Annotated in this window: 19 protein-coding genes; 2 read left to right on the forward strand and 17 right to left on the reverse strand. The window is 44.9% G+C overall.

Annotated elements, in window-relative coordinates; translation table 11 throughout:
* Positions 1–60: 60 nt before the first annotated feature.
* The 9 genes from BXO88_RS01620 to mtaB form a co-directional block, all read right to left on the reverse strand.
* On the reverse strand, positions 61–909 hold the full coding sequence (locus BXO88_RS01620; protein ID WP_078036040.1) for a YdcF family protein: 849 nt from the start codon (positions 907–909) through the stop codon (positions 61–63).
* 75 nt (positions 910–984) lie between these two features.
* The gene (locus BXO88_RS01625) at positions 985–2238 is read right to left on the reverse strand and encodes a peptidase U32 family protein (protein WP_078036041.1); all 1254 of its coding nucleotides are present in this window, start codon (positions 2236–2238) and stop codon (positions 985–987) included.
* Positions 2239–2330: 92 nt separating this feature from the next.
* Positions 2331–2981, reverse strand: coding sequence for an O-methyltransferase (locus tag BXO88_RS01630; RefSeq protein ID WP_078036042.1), 651 nt, complete (start codon positions 2979–2981; stop codon positions 2331–2333).
* A 21-nt stretch (positions 2982–3002) separates the two neighbouring features.
* Complete coding sequence (locus BXO88_RS01635) at positions 3003–3596, reverse strand: endolytic transglycosylase MltG (RefSeq protein WP_078036043.1); 594 nt, start codon at positions 3594–3596, stop codon at positions 3003–3005.
* 3 nt (positions 3597–3599) lie between these two features.
* Positions 3600–5270, reverse strand: coding sequence for a ribonuclease J (locus tag BXO88_RS01640; protein ID WP_139355482.1), 1671 nt, complete (start codon positions 5268–5270; stop codon positions 3600–3602).
* A 343-nt stretch (positions 5271–5613) separates the two neighbouring features.
* Entirely contained in the window at positions 5614–5877 is a 264-nt protein-coding gene (locus tag BXO88_RS01645; RefSeq protein WP_078036044.1) for a DUF1292 domain-containing protein, read from the reverse strand.
* Positions 5878–5916: 39 nt separating this feature from the next.
* On the reverse strand, positions 5917–6330 hold the full coding sequence (gene ruvX / locus BXO88_RS01650; RefSeq protein WP_078036045.1) for a Holliday junction resolvase RuvX: 414 nt from the start codon (positions 6328–6330) through the stop codon (positions 5917–5919).
* A gap of 65 nt (positions 6331–6395) precedes the next feature.
* Positions 6396–6659: an IreB family regulatory phosphoprotein gene (locus tag BXO88_RS01655; protein WP_078036046.1), complete on the reverse strand. Its 264-nt coding sequence runs from the start codon at positions 6657–6659 to the stop codon at positions 6396–6398.
* A 41-nt stretch (positions 6660–6700) separates the two neighbouring features.
* Positions 6701–8170 (reverse strand): tRNA (N(6)-L-threonylcarbamoyladenosine(37)-C(2))-methylthiotransferase MtaB, encoded by a 1470-nt coding sequence (gene mtaB / locus BXO88_RS01660; protein ID WP_442944897.1) that lies wholly within the window; start codon positions 8168–8170, stop codon positions 6701–6703.
* A 254-nt stretch (positions 8171–8424) separates the two neighbouring features.
* Between mtaB and BXO88_RS01665 the strand changes: the two genes are divergently transcribed.
* A complete protein-coding gene (locus BXO88_RS01665; protein WP_044994925.1) occupies positions 8425–8667 on the forward strand; it encodes an HPr family phosphocarrier protein in 243 nt (80 codons plus the stop codon).
* A 102-nt stretch (positions 8668–8769) separates the two neighbouring features.
* Positions 8770–9969, forward strand: a complete 1200-nt coding sequence (gene thiI / locus BXO88_RS01670; RefSeq protein WP_078036048.1) for a tRNA uracil 4-sulfurtransferase ThiI — start codon at positions 8770–8772, stop codon at positions 9967–9969.
* Positions 9970–10067: 98 nt separating this feature from the next.
* Here thiI and prmA read toward each other — a convergent pair whose 3' ends face one another.
* The 8 genes from prmA to BXO88_RS01710 form a co-directional block, all read right to left on the reverse strand.
* Positions 10068–11132, reverse strand: coding sequence for a 50S ribosomal protein L11 methyltransferase (gene prmA, locus BXO88_RS01675; RefSeq protein ID WP_078036049.1), 1065 nt, complete (start codon positions 11130–11132; stop codon positions 10068–10070).
* Positions 11133–11268: 136 nt separating this feature from the next.
* Positions 11269–12426: a cysteine desulfurase family protein gene (locus BXO88_RS01680; RefSeq protein WP_078036050.1), complete on the reverse strand. Its 1158-nt coding sequence runs from the start codon at positions 12424–12426 to the stop codon at positions 11269–11271.
* Positions 12427–12577: 151 nt separating this feature from the next.
* Complete coding sequence (locus BXO88_RS01685; RefSeq protein WP_078036051.1) at positions 12578–13384, reverse strand: 16S rRNA (uracil(1498)-N(3))-methyltransferase; 807 nt, start codon at positions 13382–13384, stop codon at positions 12578–12580.
* A 71-nt stretch (positions 13385–13455) separates the two neighbouring features.
* Complete coding sequence (dnaJ, locus tag BXO88_RS01690) at positions 13456–14577, reverse strand: molecular chaperone DnaJ (protein ID WP_078036052.1); 1122 nt, start codon at positions 14575–14577, stop codon at positions 13456–13458.
* 114 nt (positions 14578–14691) lie between these two features.
* Positions 14692–16560, reverse strand: coding sequence for a molecular chaperone DnaK (gene dnaK, locus BXO88_RS01695; RefSeq protein ID WP_078036053.1), 1869 nt, complete (start codon positions 16558–16560; stop codon positions 14692–14694).
* A gap of 114 nt (positions 16561–16674) precedes the next feature.
* Positions 16675–17286: a nucleotide exchange factor GrpE gene (gene grpE / locus BXO88_RS01700; protein ID WP_330395050.1), complete on the reverse strand. Its 612-nt coding sequence runs from the start codon at positions 17284–17286 to the stop codon at positions 16675–16677.
* Between the two features lie 63 nt (positions 17287–17349).
* Positions 17350–18381 (reverse strand): heat-inducible transcriptional repressor HrcA, encoded by a 1032-nt coding sequence (gene hrcA, locus BXO88_RS01705; RefSeq protein WP_078036055.1) that lies wholly within the window; start codon positions 18379–18381, stop codon positions 17350–17352.
* 230 nt (positions 18382–18611) lie between these two features.
* Positions 18612–19211 (reverse strand): 3D domain-containing protein, encoded by a 600-nt coding sequence (locus tag BXO88_RS01710; RefSeq protein ID WP_078036056.1) that lies wholly within the window; start codon positions 19209–19211, stop codon positions 18612–18614.
* Positions 19212–19370: the final 159 nt, after the last annotated feature.

Genomic DNA, 19370 nt, shown 5'->3' on the forward strand with positions numbered 1-19370 from the left:
TCGCTGTGCGAAGGGATGACGCTGCTTGACGTTTTCCTCTGAAACCATCAATTCTATGCTTTATATGTTACCTATCAGTCTGTCCTTAAACAGCGCCACTGCCTCTCTTGTTGCCAGATGAACCAGCATAAGCTCATCTGTTTTGGTGGCCATCGGACAGGCATCAGGAAAACCATACCTTTTCGCTATCTCCCCTGCCCGGAAAAGATTGAACTCCGATGTAATGATCCCGATAGATAACGGACGCTCAACTCCGATAATTATATCATCTCCCGGCCATTTTCTACCATCTATAGCACTATTATGTCTCACACGATTTGCCAGCATCTTCTGTTCATGATCCTGCTTGATAGTTCTCAGAGAAAATCCAACCTTTTCCTGAGTTGAATCAGAATAAAACTCAAGGAGAAGATTTTTTTCAGGAACCCCCGCTTTTATCATGTAATGATACATGACTGTTGCTTCAGTACTTCTGTCATAATCGCTTCTTCCACCCGAAAGCACAAATACCGTGTTAGGATTCTCTCTGGCATATTCGATGGCCTTATCCAGCCTTCTCTTCAGGGACTTGGATATCTTATTGTCCACGAGATCCGTTCCCAGTACTATCACATAATCCAGATTTTTCTGTGCAACTGTAGAAGCATTACTGAATATAACGAGAAGCAGAACAGCCAATGTACTCACACAGAGACCGTATGTGGTAAAGGCAAAGATAAAAGGTCGAAGATTTATTTCCTTCTTTTCTCTGTTTCTGTGTTTTACATATCTTACGAGTCCAAACATCAAAAAGTTAATAAACGCAAACAAGGGCCAGAACCACATAAATGCGGTCAGCCCATGATTTACGAATATTGCAGCGTCATATGCAAGGGACGCTATCCCTATAGCAATAAAGCTAAGTTCCATACTTTTTCAGTCAACATACCGAAGCATAATGTTTTCTTTCCATATGACATCTCACTTCGGAAGTTTCCTTTCTATTTAGTCAACATCCACCTTTTCTGCTGTTTCTTTTCTGATAATGTCTCCGGAAGAAGGCTGTACAGAAAATCTAACCTTGATCTGCTGACATGCATGAGGACATGATTCCTGAGGAACATCTGTCTCAGCATCACGGATCTCCAGAACCTCGATAGGTATATCCTCACCGTTAGGCTTCATGATCTCGATGGTCTCTCCAACCGAGAACTTATTCTTCTGTTCGAGATAACACCAGCCCTCAGAATCGGTCTCTCTGATAGTACCGAGGTAAACAGAACCTGTAACATAAGTGTTGTTGTCGTAGATGTGATCCTCTGCAGATGGCTTTCCATAGTAGAATCCTGTAGTGAATTCTCTGTATGTACACTTCGCGATCTCAGACTTGTACCACTCCATATTTGCACGGTACTTCTCTTCGCTCTCCTTCAGATCATCAAGTGCTTTACGATATGTTCTGGCAACTGTTGCTACATAAAGAGCAGTCTTCATTCGACCCTCGATCTTCAGTGAATCGATGCCTGCATCAATAAGCTCAGGCACATGCTCTATCATGCAGAGATCCTTTGAATTGAAGATAAAGGTTCCTCTGTCGTTCTCGTAGATCGGATAGTACTGTCCCGGTCTCTTTTCCTCAACGATATTATACTTCCATCTGCATGGATGTGTACACTCCCCGCGATTGGCATCTCTTCCCGTAAAGAAATTACTGAGCATGCATCGTCCTGAATATGACATACACATTGCGCCATGGATGAATGCCTCTATATCAAGCTCCTCAGGAATATGTTCCCTGATCTCCTTGATCTCCTTCAGGCTGAGCTCTCTCGCACATACTACTCTCTTGGCTCCCATCTTCCACCAGAAAAGGAAGGTTTCGTAGTTAGTGTTGTTAGCCTGAGTTGAGATATGGATCTCTATTGTCTCAGGCAATGTCTCCTTCGCGATCATGAACATGCCCGGATCAGCTACCAGTACAGCATCGATGCCTGTTGTGGAGAGCTCCTTGAAATATTCACGTGCCTCATCCATATCACCATTATGTGCCAGGATGTTGGCAGTTACAAATACTTTTACATTTCTTTCATGAGCATATGCCACGCCCTCACGGATATCATCTATGCTGAAGTTCTTGGCATTGGCACGCAGTCCGAATGCCTCTCCGCCGATATAAACCGCATTGGCACCGTAGTTCACCGCAACCTTAAGTACTTCCAAAGATCCTGCAGGAATCAATAACTCTGTTTCTTTTAACATTCTTTCTCCTCTTTATAACTCATATCAAGACTTAATTGTCAAACAACGATATCGCACCTCTATACACGAAGCACTCCCACACTTAAGTCCTATTAACGTTTGGCACTGACAGATATTCCATCTCCATCAGTAAGGATCGCAGTTTCCAGACACTCATTATGCTTGAGTTCAAAAAGATACTCTCTCATACGTGTATGGATGGTACGATCTCTTCTTTCAACCTGATAACGGCTGTTTGTGATGCTTCCATCCTGAAGTATATTGTCACTGAAAAGCACGGCTCCACGTGGCATCATCTTCAAAATGTCGGGAAGCCAGTTTATATACTGCCCCTTTGCCGCATCCATAAATATAAAATCAAATTGTCTCCCCGACTCCGCGAAGCTCTTTATGATCTTTCCCGCGTCATCGTCAATCAAATGTATCCTGTCTTTGTATACACTTCCGGATATGTTCCTTCTGGCTTCACTGACTCTCGGAGCATAATTCTCAACGGTCGTTATCTCACCGTCCTCAGGCATAACCGATGCCATGGTAAGAGCAGAGTATCCCACTGCCGTTCCTATCTCCAGGATACGTTTGGGACTAAGCATAGTCACAAAACACTTAAGAAGCGCCGCCGTTTCATCCCTGATTATGGGGACTTCCGCTGCAAGCGCTTCTTTTCTGACCTTATCCAGAAGCTCACTCCGATCAGGTTCAAGTGAACGTATATAATTCACCAGTCTCTCGTTTGCAATCAAAGTTCCACTTCCTATTTTCCATCAATTCTGTGCAGCACTGCCGGCAGAAGCATTACCACCTGCGAACTGCTGCTCTGCAGCACTTTCTGCCGCCTGTGACTCGAGGGCTGCATTGGCAGCATCCTGAGCAATCATATTCTCATCCTCGGTTCCGCCGATCACTTCTATTCCGCCTTCAGTCTCAGGCGCCGCAGTCGTGGCTGCCTCAGCATCAACAAGGTTCTTCTCCATGAGCTCACGGTTCTTCTTGCCTTCCTGTGTGAGATACTGAATGATCTCCGAAGCAGTCATGGACTTACTGATACTATAGATGCCCGGAGCATAATCTGCTTCATACAGCTTCGACTGAACCTGAAAGGCAGTTGTGTTATCTATGAAGCCCCCCTTCAGAAGAGCCTCTGCGATCTCCTCCACAGATTCATCCTCAGTGATGACGAACTCCACCTCCGGTGCATTTTCTCCAGCCATGGCATGATCATACAAAAGTCCGTGACCGTAGCTGTATGCCTCTCTGACTCCGTTAGTCAGAGCATATACAAGAAGCGCTATCACTATAACACGCCATGCAAGTCCGATAAGAAAGCTCGCGACTTTCTCAATAGCATCCTGCCCCATCGATTAAACCTCCATGATGATAGGAAGAATAACAGGATTTCTCTTTATACGCTTCCAAAGGAAGTCACTGAGAGAATCCTTGATGATATTTTTGATCTTGCCCCAGTCATTTACATGACGAACCAGACAGTCATCAACAGCATCCTGAACATGTACTCTTGCTTCTTCCATTAGATCCTCCGACTCACGAACATAAACAAATCCGCGAGAGACGAGATCCGGTCCTGCAAGAAGATGTCCTGAATATTTTTCAAGTGTCAGAACCACAACAATGATACCATTCTGTGCCAGATTCTGACGGTCTCTGAGAACTATATTTCCAACGTCTCCGACACCGAGACCATCTACAAATACTCCGCCGGCCTGAACATGTTCCTTGACCTCAGCCTTGTTCTTTCCGTCCTTAACACTGAGCTCCAGAACATCTCCGTTTTCGATAAGGAGACAATTATCCTTATTAACTCCGACGGACTCACAGATTTTTGCCGCCGCCATACGATGATGGTACTCACCGTGTACAGGAATAGCGAACTCCGGCTTCACAAGAGAATACAGAAGCTTCAGATCATCCGCGCAGGCATGTCCCGATACATGGGTATCCTGAAGGATAACCTGTGCATGAAGCATACAAAGCTCATTTACGACCTTGTCTACAGCCTTCTCATTTCCCGGAATCGGATGTGATGAAAGTACTACTACATCGTTTGGCTTAATGCGCACCTTACGATGCATACCGCTGGCCATACGGCTGAGAGCGGCCATGGACTCTCCCTGCGAGCCTGTCGTGATAAGTACTGTCTGCTCATCAGGATAATTCTTAAGCTGATCTATATCTATAAGTGTTCCCTCGGGAATGTCTATGTAGTTAAGCTCTGATGCCACGGTAATGACATTGACCATGGAACGGCCTTCAACGACCACCTTACGACCATGCTTTGCAGCTGTGTTTATGATCTGCTGAACACGATCCACATTGGATGCGAAGGTCGCAACGATGATACGATTCATCCTGTGCTCTGCAAAAATCCTCTCCAGAGTCACACCTACAGAACGCTCCGACATGGTAGATCCAGGCTTCTGTGCATTGGTGGAATCGGACATCATGGCGAGAACACCTGATTTACCGAGCTCAGCAAATCGCTGAAGATCGATAGGATCTCCGAAAACAGGAGTATAATCCACCTTGAAGTCACCTGTGTGAACTATGGTTCCGGCAGGTGTAAATATGGCAAATGCTGCTGCATCCTGAATGGAATGGTTTGTCTTTATGAACTCCACCTTGATGTCTCCGAAGTCAACGACGCCTCCGAATGGCACTACGTTCATATCTATAACCTGATCCAGACCGTTTTCCTTGAGCTTGTTCTCAATGAGTGCCATGGTAAGCTTAGTTCCATATACCGGAGCCTTTACCTGCTGAAGAACATACGGAAGAGCTCCAATATGATCCTCATGTCCATGGGTGATAACAAAGCCTCTGACCTTACTTATATTGGCTTTCAGATATGTAATATCCGGAATAACCAGATCGATACCCAGCATATCCCCTGACGGGAATGCAAGACCGCAGTCAACTATGATGATACAATCATCTGTTTCAAATGCAGTGATATTCATTCCGATCTGGTCAAGTCCGCCCAGAGGAATGATCCTTACCTTACCGTTCTTTTTCATGGTTCCATCAGACTTCTGTCTTTTTCTTCTGTTGTTACCGCTTCTGTCATCCTTAGCCGGAGCCTGCACAGCTTTTTCAAGAGTCTCCTCCGACTTGACTGTTTTTCTGTTCTGACCGGAAGCTCTCCTTCTCGCAGGCTTTGTAACAGTCTTTTCGTCTGCACTCACGGCTTCTTCAGATACTGTAACTTCCTTATTTTCTTCCACTGCCTGGCTGTTTTCCGCCGGCTTTCTGCGGGTAGTTCTTCTCTGCGGTCTGCGGGTACGCTTCTCTCCAGCGGATGAAGCCTCTGCCGTCTCCTTTACTTCCGATTCCATAACTTCCTTTATTTCTTTATCTGTATTACTTCTCAATCGTGATACCTTCTCCTTCCAGGAGTGCTGAGAAAATCTGCATCAATGCTTCCGATTCCTTCTCATCAACAAACTCATAGTCAGCTTCCGCGTCTTCAGGACCTGATACATCCTTCATGACATAGCATTCTCCGTCTTCACCCTCAGGTGCATCTGTAACAAGAATATAATTAACTCCCTGAACTGTAGTCTCTTCAAGAATCTCCAGCTCTATATTCCCATCATCTGATTTTAACCGGATAGTATTTTCCATTTTCTTCTCCTAACTCCAAATAAATTATATAGACAGACCTTAGCCTCTCAAATACTGTTCCAATATCAACTGGGCTGCCACCTGATCGATGACTTTCTTCTGTTCACATCTCTTTACGCCGCTTTCATCGAGTATCTCTGCCGCCTCCATGGTAGTAAGCCGCTCATCCTCGAATTCTATAGGCACCGATACCCTGAGTTTAAGCTTTTCCGCGAACTCTCTGGTGCACTTCGCCCTTTCCCCTTCGGTATCATTCATATTAAGAGGAAGTCCCAATATGATCTTTTCAACATCATTATCTTCGACTATCTTCTGAATCTCCTTCAGTGTCTTTCGAAGTGCAGATTCTCGATCTCTCACGATAGTCTTCAATGGCTGTACAGTGATGCCCATCGGGTCCGTTATGGCAACACCTACAGTTTTTGACCCATAGTCAAGTCCTAATATTCTCACCTGATATCTCCAAATACAATAAAAGAGCCTGCCTAAATGGACAGACTCTCAATAAGCTACACAAATTACTTGCTGAGCTTTGCTTCAACATAAGTTCTCATAAGCTCCTCAAGGATCTCATCTCTCTCAACCTTCATGATAAGGCTGCGAGCCCCCTTGTGGCTTGTGATATAAGTAGGGTCACCAGACATAATATAACCCACGATCTGGTTTATAGGATTGTAGCCCTTTTCTGTTAAAGCTTCATAAACCCGGGCCAATACCTCTGTAACATCCAAATCGTAATCCTGCATCGGTCTGATAATCTGTGTACTGCCTAAATCGTTCATATTGTCACGTCCTTTTAATAACTTAACTAATTTTATAACATTTATATAGGCATTGCAAGTACGCATGTCTCACAGAAATCTCTGCCCACTACTCTTATTATTTGTCCGATTTTACTTTCATCCGATCCGCATTCTGTAAACGGTATCAAATACCGCACATAACTCCTGTTATAGCCTCGCAAATATTTTACACCCTTTATTTCGACTATCTCCTCAGGGATTATCTCCTCCTGTGCTCCGATATACCTCTTTCTGAATTCCTGCGACTTAAGCCCATCAAGCTTTATGAGTCTTTCAGACCTCTCGGACTTTATCTTGTCCGGAACCTGCTCCTTCATCCTGTCAGCCACTGTCCCCTGACGTCTGCTGTACTTGAAGACATGAAGCTCATAGAATCCTATCTCATCGATAAACTTATATGATTCCTCAAAATCCTCAGAAGTCTCTCCAGGGAATCCCACTATTACATCAGTGGTCACAGCAGCATTTTTCCACGCCTTTCTGATAATGGAAACCGATCTTCGGAAGTCCTCCGTCGTATAGTGCCTGTTCATCTGTTTAAGAGTCCTGTCACAGCCGCTCTGAAGCGAAAGATGGAAATGCGGGCACAGTTCGGGAATTTTTTTAAGCTCATCCACAAAGGCTTCAGTTATTATACGCGGTTCAAGACTTCCGAGTCTCACTCTCTCCACTCCCGGAACAGCCGCCACACTTCTTATAAGCTCAAGTAAATGTTCAGACGGAATGTCATGATCCATGGCATATTCATAATTACTGTCATCAAAATCAAGTCCGTAGGAAGAGAGATGTATGCCTGTGAGAACCATCTCATGATATCCGCGCTCCGCAAAATCCTGTACCTCTTTCACTGTGCTCTCCACAGATCTCGATCTTATCCGTCCACGTACCAGAGGGATAATGCAGTAAGAGCAGAACTGGTTGCATCCATCCTGTACCTTGAGAAATACCCGACCTTCATCCTCTATCTCGCCGGTCCTCAGTTCCTCGTAATGTCTTTCCTTAGATATATCATTAACATAGCTGGATACTCTGCTCTTGAAATTTCTCCCATTTATATCAGCTGAACTTCCTGTCCATCTGGATTTTGGAAGCTTTACCTGCTTTTCTGCAAATGTCTCTGTATAGTCTTCTGCGCATTCATTATCATTTTCTTCAGCGACGTGGCCATGCTCAGTAACCCCAGCGGTCTCTTTAATTCCATGGTTGAAATAATACTCTTCCAGTACCGGTATAAGCCTGCTTTTCTCATTGTTTCCAATGAGAATATCCACAGCATTATCCTCCTTCAGCTCCTCTGCTCTTGCCTGAACATAGCATCCTACGGCAATGACTACAGCCTCAGGGTTCATGGCATGAGCCTTATGTATCATCTGTCTCGATTTTCTGTCAGCGATATTTGTCACAGAGCAGGTATTGACGATATAAATATCCGCCTTATCTGTATCCCATGACACTATCTCCGCTCCTGCTTCTCTGAGCTCAGCCACCATGGCTTCCGCTTCGTACGAATTAACCTTGCAGCCCAAGTTATGCATGGCCACTCTCTTATTTTTCAAATCCATCTATCTCTTTTTAATCACCTTCAAAAAAATATGAAAAATCTTTCCAAATTACGTTTCTTTTCCTTAGGAAACCTTTTACATTCTATTGACTTTTGAAGTTCCTTGTTGCTAGAATTATTGTACAGTAAGTGTGTAATTACTTATTTAAAAAATAAATATTATATCTTAAGGAGGATTTCATCGTGAAAACCGTTCGTATCTCACTTAATTCTATCGATAAAGTAAAATCATTCGTTAATGAGCTTGTAAAGTTCCCGGACGTTGATTTCGACCTTGTTTCAGGCCGTTATGTAATCGATGCAAAGTCCATCATGGGTATCTTCTCATTGGATCTTTCAAAGCCTATCGATCTTAACATCCACGCTGATGCCAATCGTATGGATGAGATCCTTTCAGCTCTGACACCTTACATCATTTCAGAGTAATCCATATCGTAGCATTGTAACGATGAATTAACAAGTGTCAAATGAGTGCGTGATTCTGCGCACTCATTTTTTACGCAATAAGGCACAGGAAAAAGGAGTTCTATGCAATACCAAAGCTTTCTTATCAAGTATGCTGAGATCGGTACAAAGGGAAAGAACCGTTATGTGTTCGAGGATGCCCTTGTCCATGATATCCGCAAAAAACTTGAGCGCGCGGATGGCGATTTCAAAGTATATCGTGAGCGCGGACGTATCTATGTAACTGTAAAATCAGAGACCTACGACTATGACGAGACCGTAGATGCTCTCCAGCATGTTTTCGGAATCGTTTCTATCTGTCCGATGATCCAGATGGAGTCAACTCACGAATACAGTGAGCTTTCCGCGAAGGTTCTCGAATATTTCTCTTCTGTTTACGGTGACCGTAAGCTTACCTTCAAGGTTACCACCAGACGTGCAGACAAAGAGTTCCCGATGCAGTCAAACGAGGTGGATGCAGAACTCGGACATGACATCCTCGAGAAGTTCCCTAACACTTCCGTTGATGTTCATAAGCCTGAAGTGACTGTCCATGTGGAGATCCGCCAGTTTATAAACATCTATTCAGAAATCATCCCAGGTGTAGGCGGCATGCCTCTCGGAACCAACGGCAAGGCCATGCTTCTTCTTTCCGGCGGCATAGACAGCCCTGTTGCCGGCTACATGATAGCCCGCAGAGGTGCCATCATTGAAGCCACATATTTCCACGCTCCGCCATACACTTCAGAGCGCGCAAAGCAGAAGGTAGTTGATCTCGCCAATGAAGTCGCCCTCTACTCAGGTGCTATCGCTCTTCACGTCGTTAACTTTACAGATATACAGCTTAAGATCTACGAGAAGTGCCCTCATGAAGAGCTCACCATCATCATGCGTCGATACATGATGCGTATCGCAGAAGCCATTGCAGAGAAGCGCGGCTGTATAGCGCTTATCACCGGAGAATCCATCGGTCAGGTCGCAAGCCAGACCATGCAGTCTCTTGTTTGTACCAACGAGGTCTGCAATCTCCCTGTATACCGTCCTGTGATCGCTTTCGACAAGCAGCAGATCGTCGAGGTATCTCAGAAGATCGGAACCTATGAGACTTCCATCGAGCCTTTCGAGGACTGCTGTACCATCTTCGTCGCGAAGCATCCTGTAACAAAGCCTCTTCCTGAGAAGATCAGAAAGTCCGAGGAGATCGTATTTGACGAGATGCTTCCACTTGTTGAGAAGGCCGTAAATGAAGCAGAGCTTATCTGGTGTGACGGAAGAAAGCACTGATCAGCAAATTAATATTACTTGATACAAAAAATGCAAGGGGAAATACCCTTGCATTTTCTTTACTGTCTTGATAATCAGAGGACATCCATTTAAAAATCTTATTTTTTACGGGCTGTCACATTGACCCACTCGCCCTGATGGTTCACTTCCAGAACTTCCCATACATCTTCATGTACCTTAAATTCCTCAAGCACTTCCTTCTCACGCTCGTTAAGTATACCTGAAGTAATAAAAAGCCCATCCTTACGAAGCAGCGGTCCTACTTCTCCTGTGAGAAGCACTATGACAGGCGCAAGAATATTCGCCACTACGAGGTCATACTTTCCGAGGCCCATCTTCGCCTTCACTTCCTCATCGCCGATAACATTGCCTACAACCATATCAAAGCTTTCCTCAGAAAGCCCGTTAGCCTTCAGATTGTCATGCACTGCCGGAACAGCCTCTTCATCAAGATCGGTTCCGTAGATATGACCGGCACCGAGCTTAAGAGCTGTGATTCCGAGAATTCCTGATCCGGTTCCGATATCAGCCACCTCCGAACCCTTCTTCATGTATTTCTGAAGCTGACGGATGCAAAGCTGTGTAGTTTCATGCATTCCCGTACCGAAGGCAGTTCCCGGATCTATCTCTATGAGAAGCTTGTCCTTGTGCTCTTCCGGAACCTCCTCCCATGTAGGCTTTATGAGAATATCTCCAACTGTAAACGGATGGAAGAAAGTCTTCCAGTTATTTATCCAGTCCTTATCCTCTGTCTCCGAGGTCTCGATGCTACCCGAACCCACATTGCAGTAGTTTCTCATGTCAGCGATCATTTCCTCCACCTCTTCAAGAAGCTTCTTAAGCTCCTGAGGAGTGTAGACATTGGAAGTATTAGGCATGTAGCTCGCATCCACTGAAGGATCCTCAAGATACTTTTTAGCTTTCTCCATACGATCCTGCTTAGCTTCAGGATCAAGAACCTCCACATAGAAACTTACGTCTGCAAGTCCGTCATCAGGTCCCATATCAGGAAGAATATCTATAAACATCCCCTTTGTATCTTCTTCCGAAAGAGGGATCTTGTCCTCTATCTGAACTCCGTCCAGACCGAGATCCGCAAGATTTGCGCTAAGAATGTCTTCCGCCTCAGTCGTTGTATGAATAGTGAACTTTCTCCAAACCATAAATCACCAATTGCCTTTCCATATATCTGTTTCCATCCGGCTATGATCGATATAAATAATTCTACATCGAACCATCCAGAGATCCATCAACCTCAGATCCTTAATATAGCCGTCATCTTATCCAAATAATATAACATCAGAATCTGGTAAATCTTCTAAGTACAGGAATCAGCTCCTTTAGAGCATCCATGCATATATCCACCTCTTCCTTCTCGTTAAACATTCCGAAGGAAAATCTGATCGTTGAATCCAAAAGCTCCTGCTTAACACCTATAGCCTTAAGGGTTCCTGAAATCCCCGGGTGGTTTGATGAGCATGCCGAACCCGAACTTACATAGATTCCCTTTTCTTCAAGTGCGTGAAGCAAAACCTCTGCTCTCACCTTTTCAAATGAAGCCGAAACTATATTAGGTGCTGACGCCTCTCCTGTTTCAGAGTTAACTGTAACGCCCTCAATTTTTGATATTTCAGAAATAAAGTAGTCCTTAATATACTGTATTCTCTTTATCTTCTCATCATGATCCCTGTATGCAAGCTCTGCGGCAAGTCCCATGCCTGCAATTCCCGGAACATTGTGGGTTCCCGATCGCATGTCCTCCTGCTGTCCCCCTCCATAGATCATCGGACGAAGCTTTATCTTCTCATCAACATAGAGGAAGCCCACGCCCTTAGGCCCGTGAATCTTATGTCCGGAAACAGAAAGCATGTCGATGTTCTGCTTCTTCGGGCGGATAGACAGTTTTCCGTAAGACTGGATGGCATCGGTATGGAACCATGTGTTAGGATTGCACTCCTTCACTATCCTTCCGATCTCCTCCACAGGCTCTATGGCACCGATCTCATTGTTAACATGCATGATGGAAACAAGGATGGTATCCGGACGGATGGCTGCTCTTAAATCATCCAGGCTTATATGTCCCTTGGAATCCACAGGAAGATATGTTATCTCATAGCCAAGCTCAGCAAGCACATCCAGAGGCTTGTAAATTGCAGCATGCTCCACCTGTGAGGAAATAATATGCTTTCCCTGCTTACGCTTTGCAAAGGCAGTTCCGAAGATAACAGTGTTGTTGGACTCTGTTCCACCGGATGTAAATATTATCTCCCTTGGCTTTACCTTCAGTGTATCTGCCACCTGCTGACGGGCTGTACGAAAAATCTTCTCCGCATCAAAGCCCTTTATATGCTTGGAAGATGGATTACCGTAATCCTCCTCCATAGTTTTCTTCATTAACTCCACCACCTCAGGATAAACCCTTGTGGTAGCTGAATTGTCAAAATATATTTCTCTCATTCTTTTCCCTGCTATCTGCTTATCTGTTAAATGTAGTTTTTCCTTTATATCCGGCACCACAGAGTAAAATCTGATTATCTGATTCATAGTCTGTGAATACGAAACACGGCAGCTTTTTCTAAATCGCGGAAAAATGCCTCTATCCCGTAAACTATTCCTCATCCCCCATTGCTTCCAATGTGAGCATCAGCATGCTCATGCTGGTGATGGCTGCAGTCTCTGTTCTGAGGATTCTCTTTCCGAGAGTTATGGGTTCAATTCCATGGGAAAGGGCATCCTCTATCTCAGCTTCCGAAAATCCACCCTCGGGTCCTATAAATACCGCTATCTTACCTTGTCTCGGAACCTTTTTTAGCTCCTCCATGGTATGCTTTATGTTCTTGGCATTCTCATAGGGGATAAGCTTAAGATCAAAGTCCTTAACATATTCCATAGCAGCCTTCCACTTCATCACCGGCATGACCTCAGGAATGATGGAACGCTTTGACTGTTTCGCCGCAGCCTCTGCTATAGCCTGCCAGCGTTCTGTTTTCTTCTGAGCTTTCTTATCATCCAGCTTCACAACAGTGTTTTTTGAATCAAGTGGAATCACTGCATGAGCCCCAAGCTCCACAGCCTTCTGGATGATAAGCTCCATCTTGTCCTGTTTAGGCAATCCCTGAAACAGATATATGTCAGCAGGAAGCTCATGTATCTCTTCTACGAAATTGATATGAAGCACCACCTCAGGATCACTAACACAGGCGCCGCCTGCATTGGCAAACTCTCTGATCCAATTCTCATCATGGATCTCTTCCACTTCACACTCATAATCCGTGCCTTCCCCATCTGAGATAAGAACCTTTTCTCCTGCTCTTACACGGAGCACATTCTTCAAATGATTATAATTGTCACCTGTAAGGCGGACCTTACGGGCATCTGTATCAATATCGGATCTTTCTACAAAAAAATGGTGCATATCTTACCTTCTTTTTATAAAGTCAATAAACCATCATTCATGTTTCAACGCATGAATGATGGTCTACATTATCAAATCTCTACTGTCTCACCACAGGCCTCAGCATAAGCCTTGAGTGCTTCCTTCTGCTTCTTATTGAGTGAAGAAGGAATGTTCACCACGATAGTAACATAGTGGTCACCGCGAACATTTGGATTGTTAAGGCTCGGAACTCCCTTGCCTCTAAGTCTTGTCTTTGTATCAGACTGTGTACCCGGCTTGATGGCAAGCTCTACATTTCCATCCACTGTACGAATGACCTTCTTGCCGCCGAGGGCAGCTGTCGCAAAGCTGATCTCCTCAGTTGAGTAGATGTTTGTTCCCTGACGCTTGAAGAAAGGATGCTGTGATACAGCGATATCAACAAGCAGATCTCCTCTCGGACCTCCGTTTGTTCCCGGATCTCCTCCGCCTGAACGACGAAGTGTCTGTCCGTCATCGATACCTGCAGGAATCGTGATCTCGATGTTCTTCTGAGTCGAAATATAACCCTCGCCTCGGCAGTCAGGACACTTCTCCTTAACGATCTTTCCGCTTCCCTGGCAGTCAGGACATGTTGCCACCTGCTGAATGGTTCCAAACATGCTCTGACGCTGCATAACAACCTGGCCGCGACCTCCGCATCTTGAACATGTTTCAGGCTGTGTTCCGGGTTTTGCTCCTGTACCGTTACACTTCGTACATTCATCCTTATAACGGATCTTAACGGTCTTCTTGCATCCCTTGATAGCCTCATCAAATGTTATGCGCACACCTGTACGTATAGACTGTCCGCGGGTTGCCTGATTTGCCGTACCGCCGTAGGAAGAAAAACCGCCTCTGCCGCCGCCGAAGCCGAAGATATCTCCGAAGATATCCGAGAAATCCATACCGCCGAAATCGAAGCCGCCGAAACCGCTGCTCTGACCTGCTGCAGAGTTCGGATCGAACGCAGCATGTCCGTAAGTATCATACGCCTTACGCTTCTGCTCATCTGAAAGAACCGCATATGCCTCATTCGCCTCACGGAACTTCTCTGCTGCGGCATTATCTCCCGGGTTGGCATCCGGATGATATTTTTTGGCAAGCTTACGGAAAGCTCGTTTAATGGTTGCGTCATCAGCATTTTTATCTACGCCGAGAACCTCATAATAGTCTCGCTTCTGTTCTGCCATCTTTATCTCCTAATAGACCTTAAAGGTCACTTCTAATCGACATATTGCCCCCGACGCAATGCGCCGGAGGCTTTATGAATGATACCCTACACTTTAAATTGTGTAAAGTCTAAATTAAACTTCCTTGAAATCACCGTCAACTACATTGTCATCGGAAGGATTTGCATTCTGCTGTGCTCCCTGTGATGCATCACCCTGTGGAGCTGCACCCTGAGCTGCCTGAGCCTGCTCGTAAACCTTTGAGAAGAGAGCCTGTGAAGACTTCATAAGTGTCTCCTGAGCTGCCTTGATCTTCTCTGCGCCATCCTTTGTGATGGACTCAAGAGGGTTAGCTGCAAGAACATCCTCAAGCGCCTTGAGATCTGCCTCAACCTGAGCCTTGTCAGAACCTGAGATCTTGTCGCCTACATCCTCAAGTGCCTTCTTTGTCTGGAATACGATAGAATCAGCACCGTTTCTTGTTTCGATAGCTTCCTTCTTCTCCTTATCGGCAGCCTCATACTGAGCAGCCTCCTTAACGGCCTTATCGATATCATCCTTGCTCATGTTTGAACCTGAAGTGATAGTGATGTGCTGCTCCTTGCCTGTGCCCTGATCCTTGGCAGAAACATTAACGATACCGTTTGCATCAATATCGAATGTTACCTCGATCTTAGGTACACCACGCTGTGCAGGAAGGATACCGTCAAGTCTGAACTGACCGAGAGTCTTGTTGTCACGTGCGAACTCACGCTCACCCTGTACTACATGGATATCTACAGCTGTCTGGTTGTTCTCAGCAGTTGAGAATACCTGTGAAGCTCTTGTAGGAATAGTTGTGTTTCTCTTGATAAGAGGTGTAGCAACACCGCCAAGTGTCTCGATAGAAAGTGTGAGCGGTGTAACATCAAGAAGAAGAACATCGCCGGCACCGGCATCACCTGCAAGCTTACCGCCCTGGATAGCTGCACCGATGGCTACGCACTCATCAGGGTTGAGAGACTTGTTTGGCTCCTTACCTGTAAGCTGCTTAACCTTCTCCTGAGCAACAGGCATACGTGTTGAACCACCAACAAGAAGAACCTTGTCAAGCTCGCCTGATGTAAGACCTGCATCACGAAGAGCGTTTGTTACAGGAACTGCTGTTCTCTCTGTAAGATCAGATGTGAGCTCCTCGAACTTTGCTCTTGTAAGAGTCATATCAAGGTGCTTAGGGCCCTCAGCTGTAGCTGTGATGAAAGGAAGGTTGATATCTGTTGTTGTAGAAGCTGAAAGCTCCTTCTTAGCCTTCTCGGCTGCTTCCTTAAGTCTCTGAAGAGCCATCTTGTCAGCGCTTAAATCTACGCCTTCTGCCTTCTTGAACTCCTCTACCATCCAGTTCTGAATACGGTTATCATAGTCATCACCGCCGAGACGTGTATCACCGTTTGTTGAAAGAACCTCGATTACACCGTCTCCGATATCGATGATGGAAACGTCGAATGTACCACCGCCGAGGTCATATACCATAACCTTCTGCTCGTTACCCTCATCAAGACCGTAAGCAAGAGCTGCTGCTGTTGGCTCGTTGATGATACGCTTAACATCAAGACCTGCGATCTTTCCGGCATCCTTTGTTGCCTGACGCTGAGCGTCGTTGAAGTATGCAGGAACTGTGATAACAGCCTCAGTTACCTTCTCGCCAAGATAAGCCTCGGCATCAGCCTTAAGCTTCTGAAGGATCATAGCTGAGATCTCCTGCGGAGTATAGTCCTTACCGTCAATGCTTACCTTATAGTCTGAACCCATATGTCTCTTGATTGAAGAGATGGTTCTGTCTGCGTTTGTTACAGCCTGACGCTTTGCAGGCTCACCAACAAGTCTCTCACCGTTCTTTGTGAATGCAACAATTGAAGGTGTAGTTCTGAGACCTTCAGCATTTGCGATAACAGTTGGCTTTCCACCTTCCATAACTGCTACACAGCTGTTTGTTGTACCTAAGTCAATACCGATTATCTTTCCCATATTATTTCTCCTTTTTTATTCAAAACAAACATGTAATCTATATTTACCTGTCCCACCGTCCACTTATGCATCCGGGGAACTTCATCGAAAAAGCCACTGCCATTTCGTTATGAACTATTTCTTCACCTTGACCATGCTGTGTCTTACAACCTGATCCTTGTAGGTATAACCCTTCTGAAGGTCCTGTGTGATGATATCCTCTTCCACGTCACTTTCAGTATCAGTCATCACTGCATTGTGAAGGTTTGGATCAAATTTCTCTCCCTCTGCCTTTATGGCCTTTACCTGGAGATCTTCGAACATCTTCTGGATCTGCTTGTAGATGCCCTGAACGCCCTTTGTAAAGGCATCCTCCTCATCCTCCTTTTCAACAGTCAAAAGTGCTCTTTCAAAGTTATCAACTACCGGAAGCAGCTTCTCGATAACATCTCTGGCACCAAAGTCAAAGTTCTGAACCTTCTCCTTCTCTGTACGTTTACGGAAGTTATCAAACTCTGCATACAGTCTTGTATACTTATCCTTCCACTCAGCGATCTCCGCCTCATACTTTTCCTTAAGCTTTACGGCTTCAGCATCATCTGTCGCTTCTGCTTCCTCCGAAGCCTCAGCCTCTGAATTTACATCCTTTTCATCTGCAGGCTGCTCATTAACTTCCTCTGTCTTACCTGCGGTAGTCTCTTCAGTACCCTGCTCTTCGGAAGACTGTTTCAATTCTTCGTCTTTCAAGATAACCTCCTGTTTCAAGTCCCTGAGGACCTAATATATTTAACTGTTCTAAAAACATTTTTGCTACTTAAATGCCTGATCCATCTCGCTCTGAAGCTTACTCAGGATCTCAAGCACCTTTTCATAATCCATCCGCTTCGGTCCTATGACTCCGATGGTTCCCTTCAGTCCGTTACCAAGCTCATAACTGGCCGTTACCACTGAACAATCCGCCATGTTCTGAAGCGGGGATTCATCACCTATATAAACCTGAATCGGTCTTTTGCCTTCTCCACGCTCTTCAGCCCCCTTGACAAGAGCCGCAAGCTCGTCCTTTGTCTCAAAGGCACTTATGAGTTTTGATGCATTGTCCGATTCTGTAAGCTCCGGATATTTAAAAATGTTTGTTGCTCCCGATGTATAGATCTGAGAATCTCCGAACTTGATATCCAGAACATCCACTATACTGGAAACTATAGCCTTTATGGTTTCCTTATGGTTTGTTCTCGCCAGAAGCTGTGCGAGACGTCCCTCTGTTATATCTTCAACAGAAAGTCCGCTGAGTTCATCATTGAGCAGCATGTTAATGCTAAGTACTCTGTTGAAATCAAGCTCCTCGGAACCATCGAGAAGAACTGTAGCTGTCTTTACGATGTTTCCCTGCATCATGATAACAAGCAGCAGTCTTTTTGAATCCACAAGGGATGTCTGAATAAACTTTATCTTGTTAGTCCTGATAGAAGGTCCGGTGACCACTGCAGCATAGTTGGTATTCTGTGCAAGATTCTTTACCAGAGTCTTCAAAGTAGTTTCAAGTCTGTCTACCTTCTCAAACATCTCCGTCTTTACATCATCGATCTCATGCTGATGGGATTCCATCAACTGATCCACGTAAAAGCGGTATCCCTTATCACTTGGAATGCGTCCTGCCGATGTGTGAGGCTGAAGGATATATCCCATCTCCTCAAGATCACTCATCTCATTTCTAATGGTGGCAGAACTAAGATTTAATCCTGAATACTTACTTATGGTACGCGAGCCCACCGGTTCCCCGGTCTCAAGATAATTTTTTATTATCGTTGTCAGGATAACGACCTTGCGTTGATCCAGTTCCATCTGTCCGCCTCCTTTATTTTTTCTGTTAGCACTCAAAATATTGGAGTGCTAACATCTGAAAGTTATAATACTCGCCTTGCTATTTTATGTCAAGAGATTTAGCTTATGGTAATTGTGAAATAATGATGAAAAAAGGAGCTGCCAACGCAGCTCCTTTTTTCTACTGATATCCCGGCTATATGGCTCACCATCCTCGCCGTTTATCTCAATATTCCGTTTTCGTTTTATAGTTACCCGGTATAGATCGCATCGTAAACCTCAGCATACTGCCATCCGTGTTCAGTTACACCGGCTGCCTCCTCATAGGTGTCATAATATACGTCTATCAGATGGCCTCTCACGTTGCCTCCTATGTCCTCTACCGTATATACAGTGTTATTTATAAACACCTTTTTACCCAATCCAAGAACTGACAAGTCAGCCGCGATGGTGTGATCCGCCACAGTAGGAGCTCCTGAATAAGTCAATCCACCTCCACTGTATCCAGTCAGCTTAAAAATACCATTAGACTGTCCTTTTATATAATGAGTAGACTCTTCTGTAACCTTGGCGCCAACCTGAGTCACGCCCTGTTGTTTAGCGGCCTGAGCCTCTGCAAGCTCCTTTAGATGAGCCTCCAGCACCTCCTCTGCGTAGGTTTCCGAATTTATTTCTGCATCAAGTTCAGCATCAGTGCTCTGTTCCAAAGAATAGCCATTTACAAGCGAAGTGTCACTCCATGCCGAGCCTGTAGGTCCGTACTCCTGGCTCTCCGCTGCAAGTGCAGAAGATGAAACAACAACAGCAATCACTAGAGTTGCCGCCATCGTTTTTAGTTCTTCTAATCTCATATAAATATTTCCTCCTGTATATACACGGTTCTCAAATTGCAGGAACCATGCTCCAAAGCATATCTATACTCATCTCCCATCAGTTTAACGCAATTACATTTAGACCTTAATACACATGTATATGCAGGTCAACTTACTTTTTTATAACCAAATTGTAAG

The sequence above is a fragment of the Oribacterium sp. C9 genome (assembly GCF_002007235.1).
In the GTDB taxonomy this organism is placed as follows: Bacteria; Bacillota; Clostridia; order Lachnospirales; family Lachnospiraceae; genus Oribacterium.

What these genes read in the sequence shown, in the direction of transcription:
- BXO88_RS01620 (WP_078036040.1), bottom strand. Translation starts at nt 909, where the DNA reads ATGGAACTTAGCTTTATTGCTATAGGGATAGCGTCCCTTGCATATGAC.
- BXO88_RS01625 (WP_078036041.1), bottom strand. Translation starts at nt 2,238, where the DNA reads ATGTTAAAAGAAACAGAGTTATTGATTCCTGCAGGATCTTTGGAAGTA.
- BXO88_RS01635 (WP_078036043.1), bottom strand. Translation starts at nt 3,596, where the DNA reads ATGGGGCAGGATGCTATTGAGAAAGTCGCGAGCTTTCTTATCGGACTT.
- BXO88_RS01640 (WP_139355482.1), bottom strand. Translation starts at nt 5,270, where the DNA reads ATGAAAAAGAACGGTAAGGTAAGGATCATTCCTCTGGGCGGACTTGAC.
- BXO88_RS01645 (WP_078036044.1), bottom strand. Translation starts at nt 5,877, where the DNA reads ATGGAAAATACTATCCGGTTAAAATCAGATGATGGGAATATAGAGCTG.
- BXO88_RS01655 (WP_078036046.1), bottom strand. Translation starts at nt 6,659, where the DNA reads ATGAACGATTTAGGCAGTACACAGATTATCAGACCGATGCAGGATTAC.
- mtaB (WP_442944897.1), bottom strand. Translation starts at nt 8,170, where the DNA reads ATGGTGGCTGAGCTCAGAGAAGCAGGAGCGGAGATAGTGTCATGGGAT.
- thiI (WP_078036048.1), top strand. Translation starts at nt 8,770, where the DNA reads ATGCAATACCAAAGCTTTCTTATCAAGTATGCTGAGATCGGTACAAAG.
- prmA (WP_078036049.1), bottom strand. Translation starts at nt 11,132, where the DNA reads ATGGTTTGGAGAAAGTTCACTATTCATACAACGACTGAGGCGGAAGAC.
- BXO88_RS01680 (WP_078036050.1), bottom strand. Translation starts at nt 12,426, where the DNA reads ATGAGAGAAATATATTTTGACAATTCAGCTACCACAAGGGTTTATCCT.
- BXO88_RS01685 (WP_078036051.1), bottom strand. Translation starts at nt 13,384, where the DNA reads ATGCACCATTTTTTTGTAGAAAGATCCGATATTGATACAGATGCCCGT.
- dnaJ (WP_078036052.1), bottom strand. Translation starts at nt 14,577, where the DNA reads ATGGCAGAACAGAAGCGAGACTATTATGAGGTTCTCGGCGTAGATAAA.
- dnaK (WP_078036053.1), bottom strand. Translation starts at nt 16,560, where the DNA reads ATGGGAAAGATAATCGGTATTGACTTAGGTACAACAAACAGCTGTGTA.
- hrcA (WP_078036055.1), bottom strand. Translation starts at nt 18,381, where the DNA reads ATGGAACTGGATCAACGCAAGGTCGTTATCCTGACAACGATAATAAAA.
- BXO88_RS01710 (WP_078036056.1), bottom strand. Translation starts at nt 19,211, where the DNA reads ATGAGATTAGAAGAACTAAAAACGATGGCGGCAACTCTAGTGATTGCT.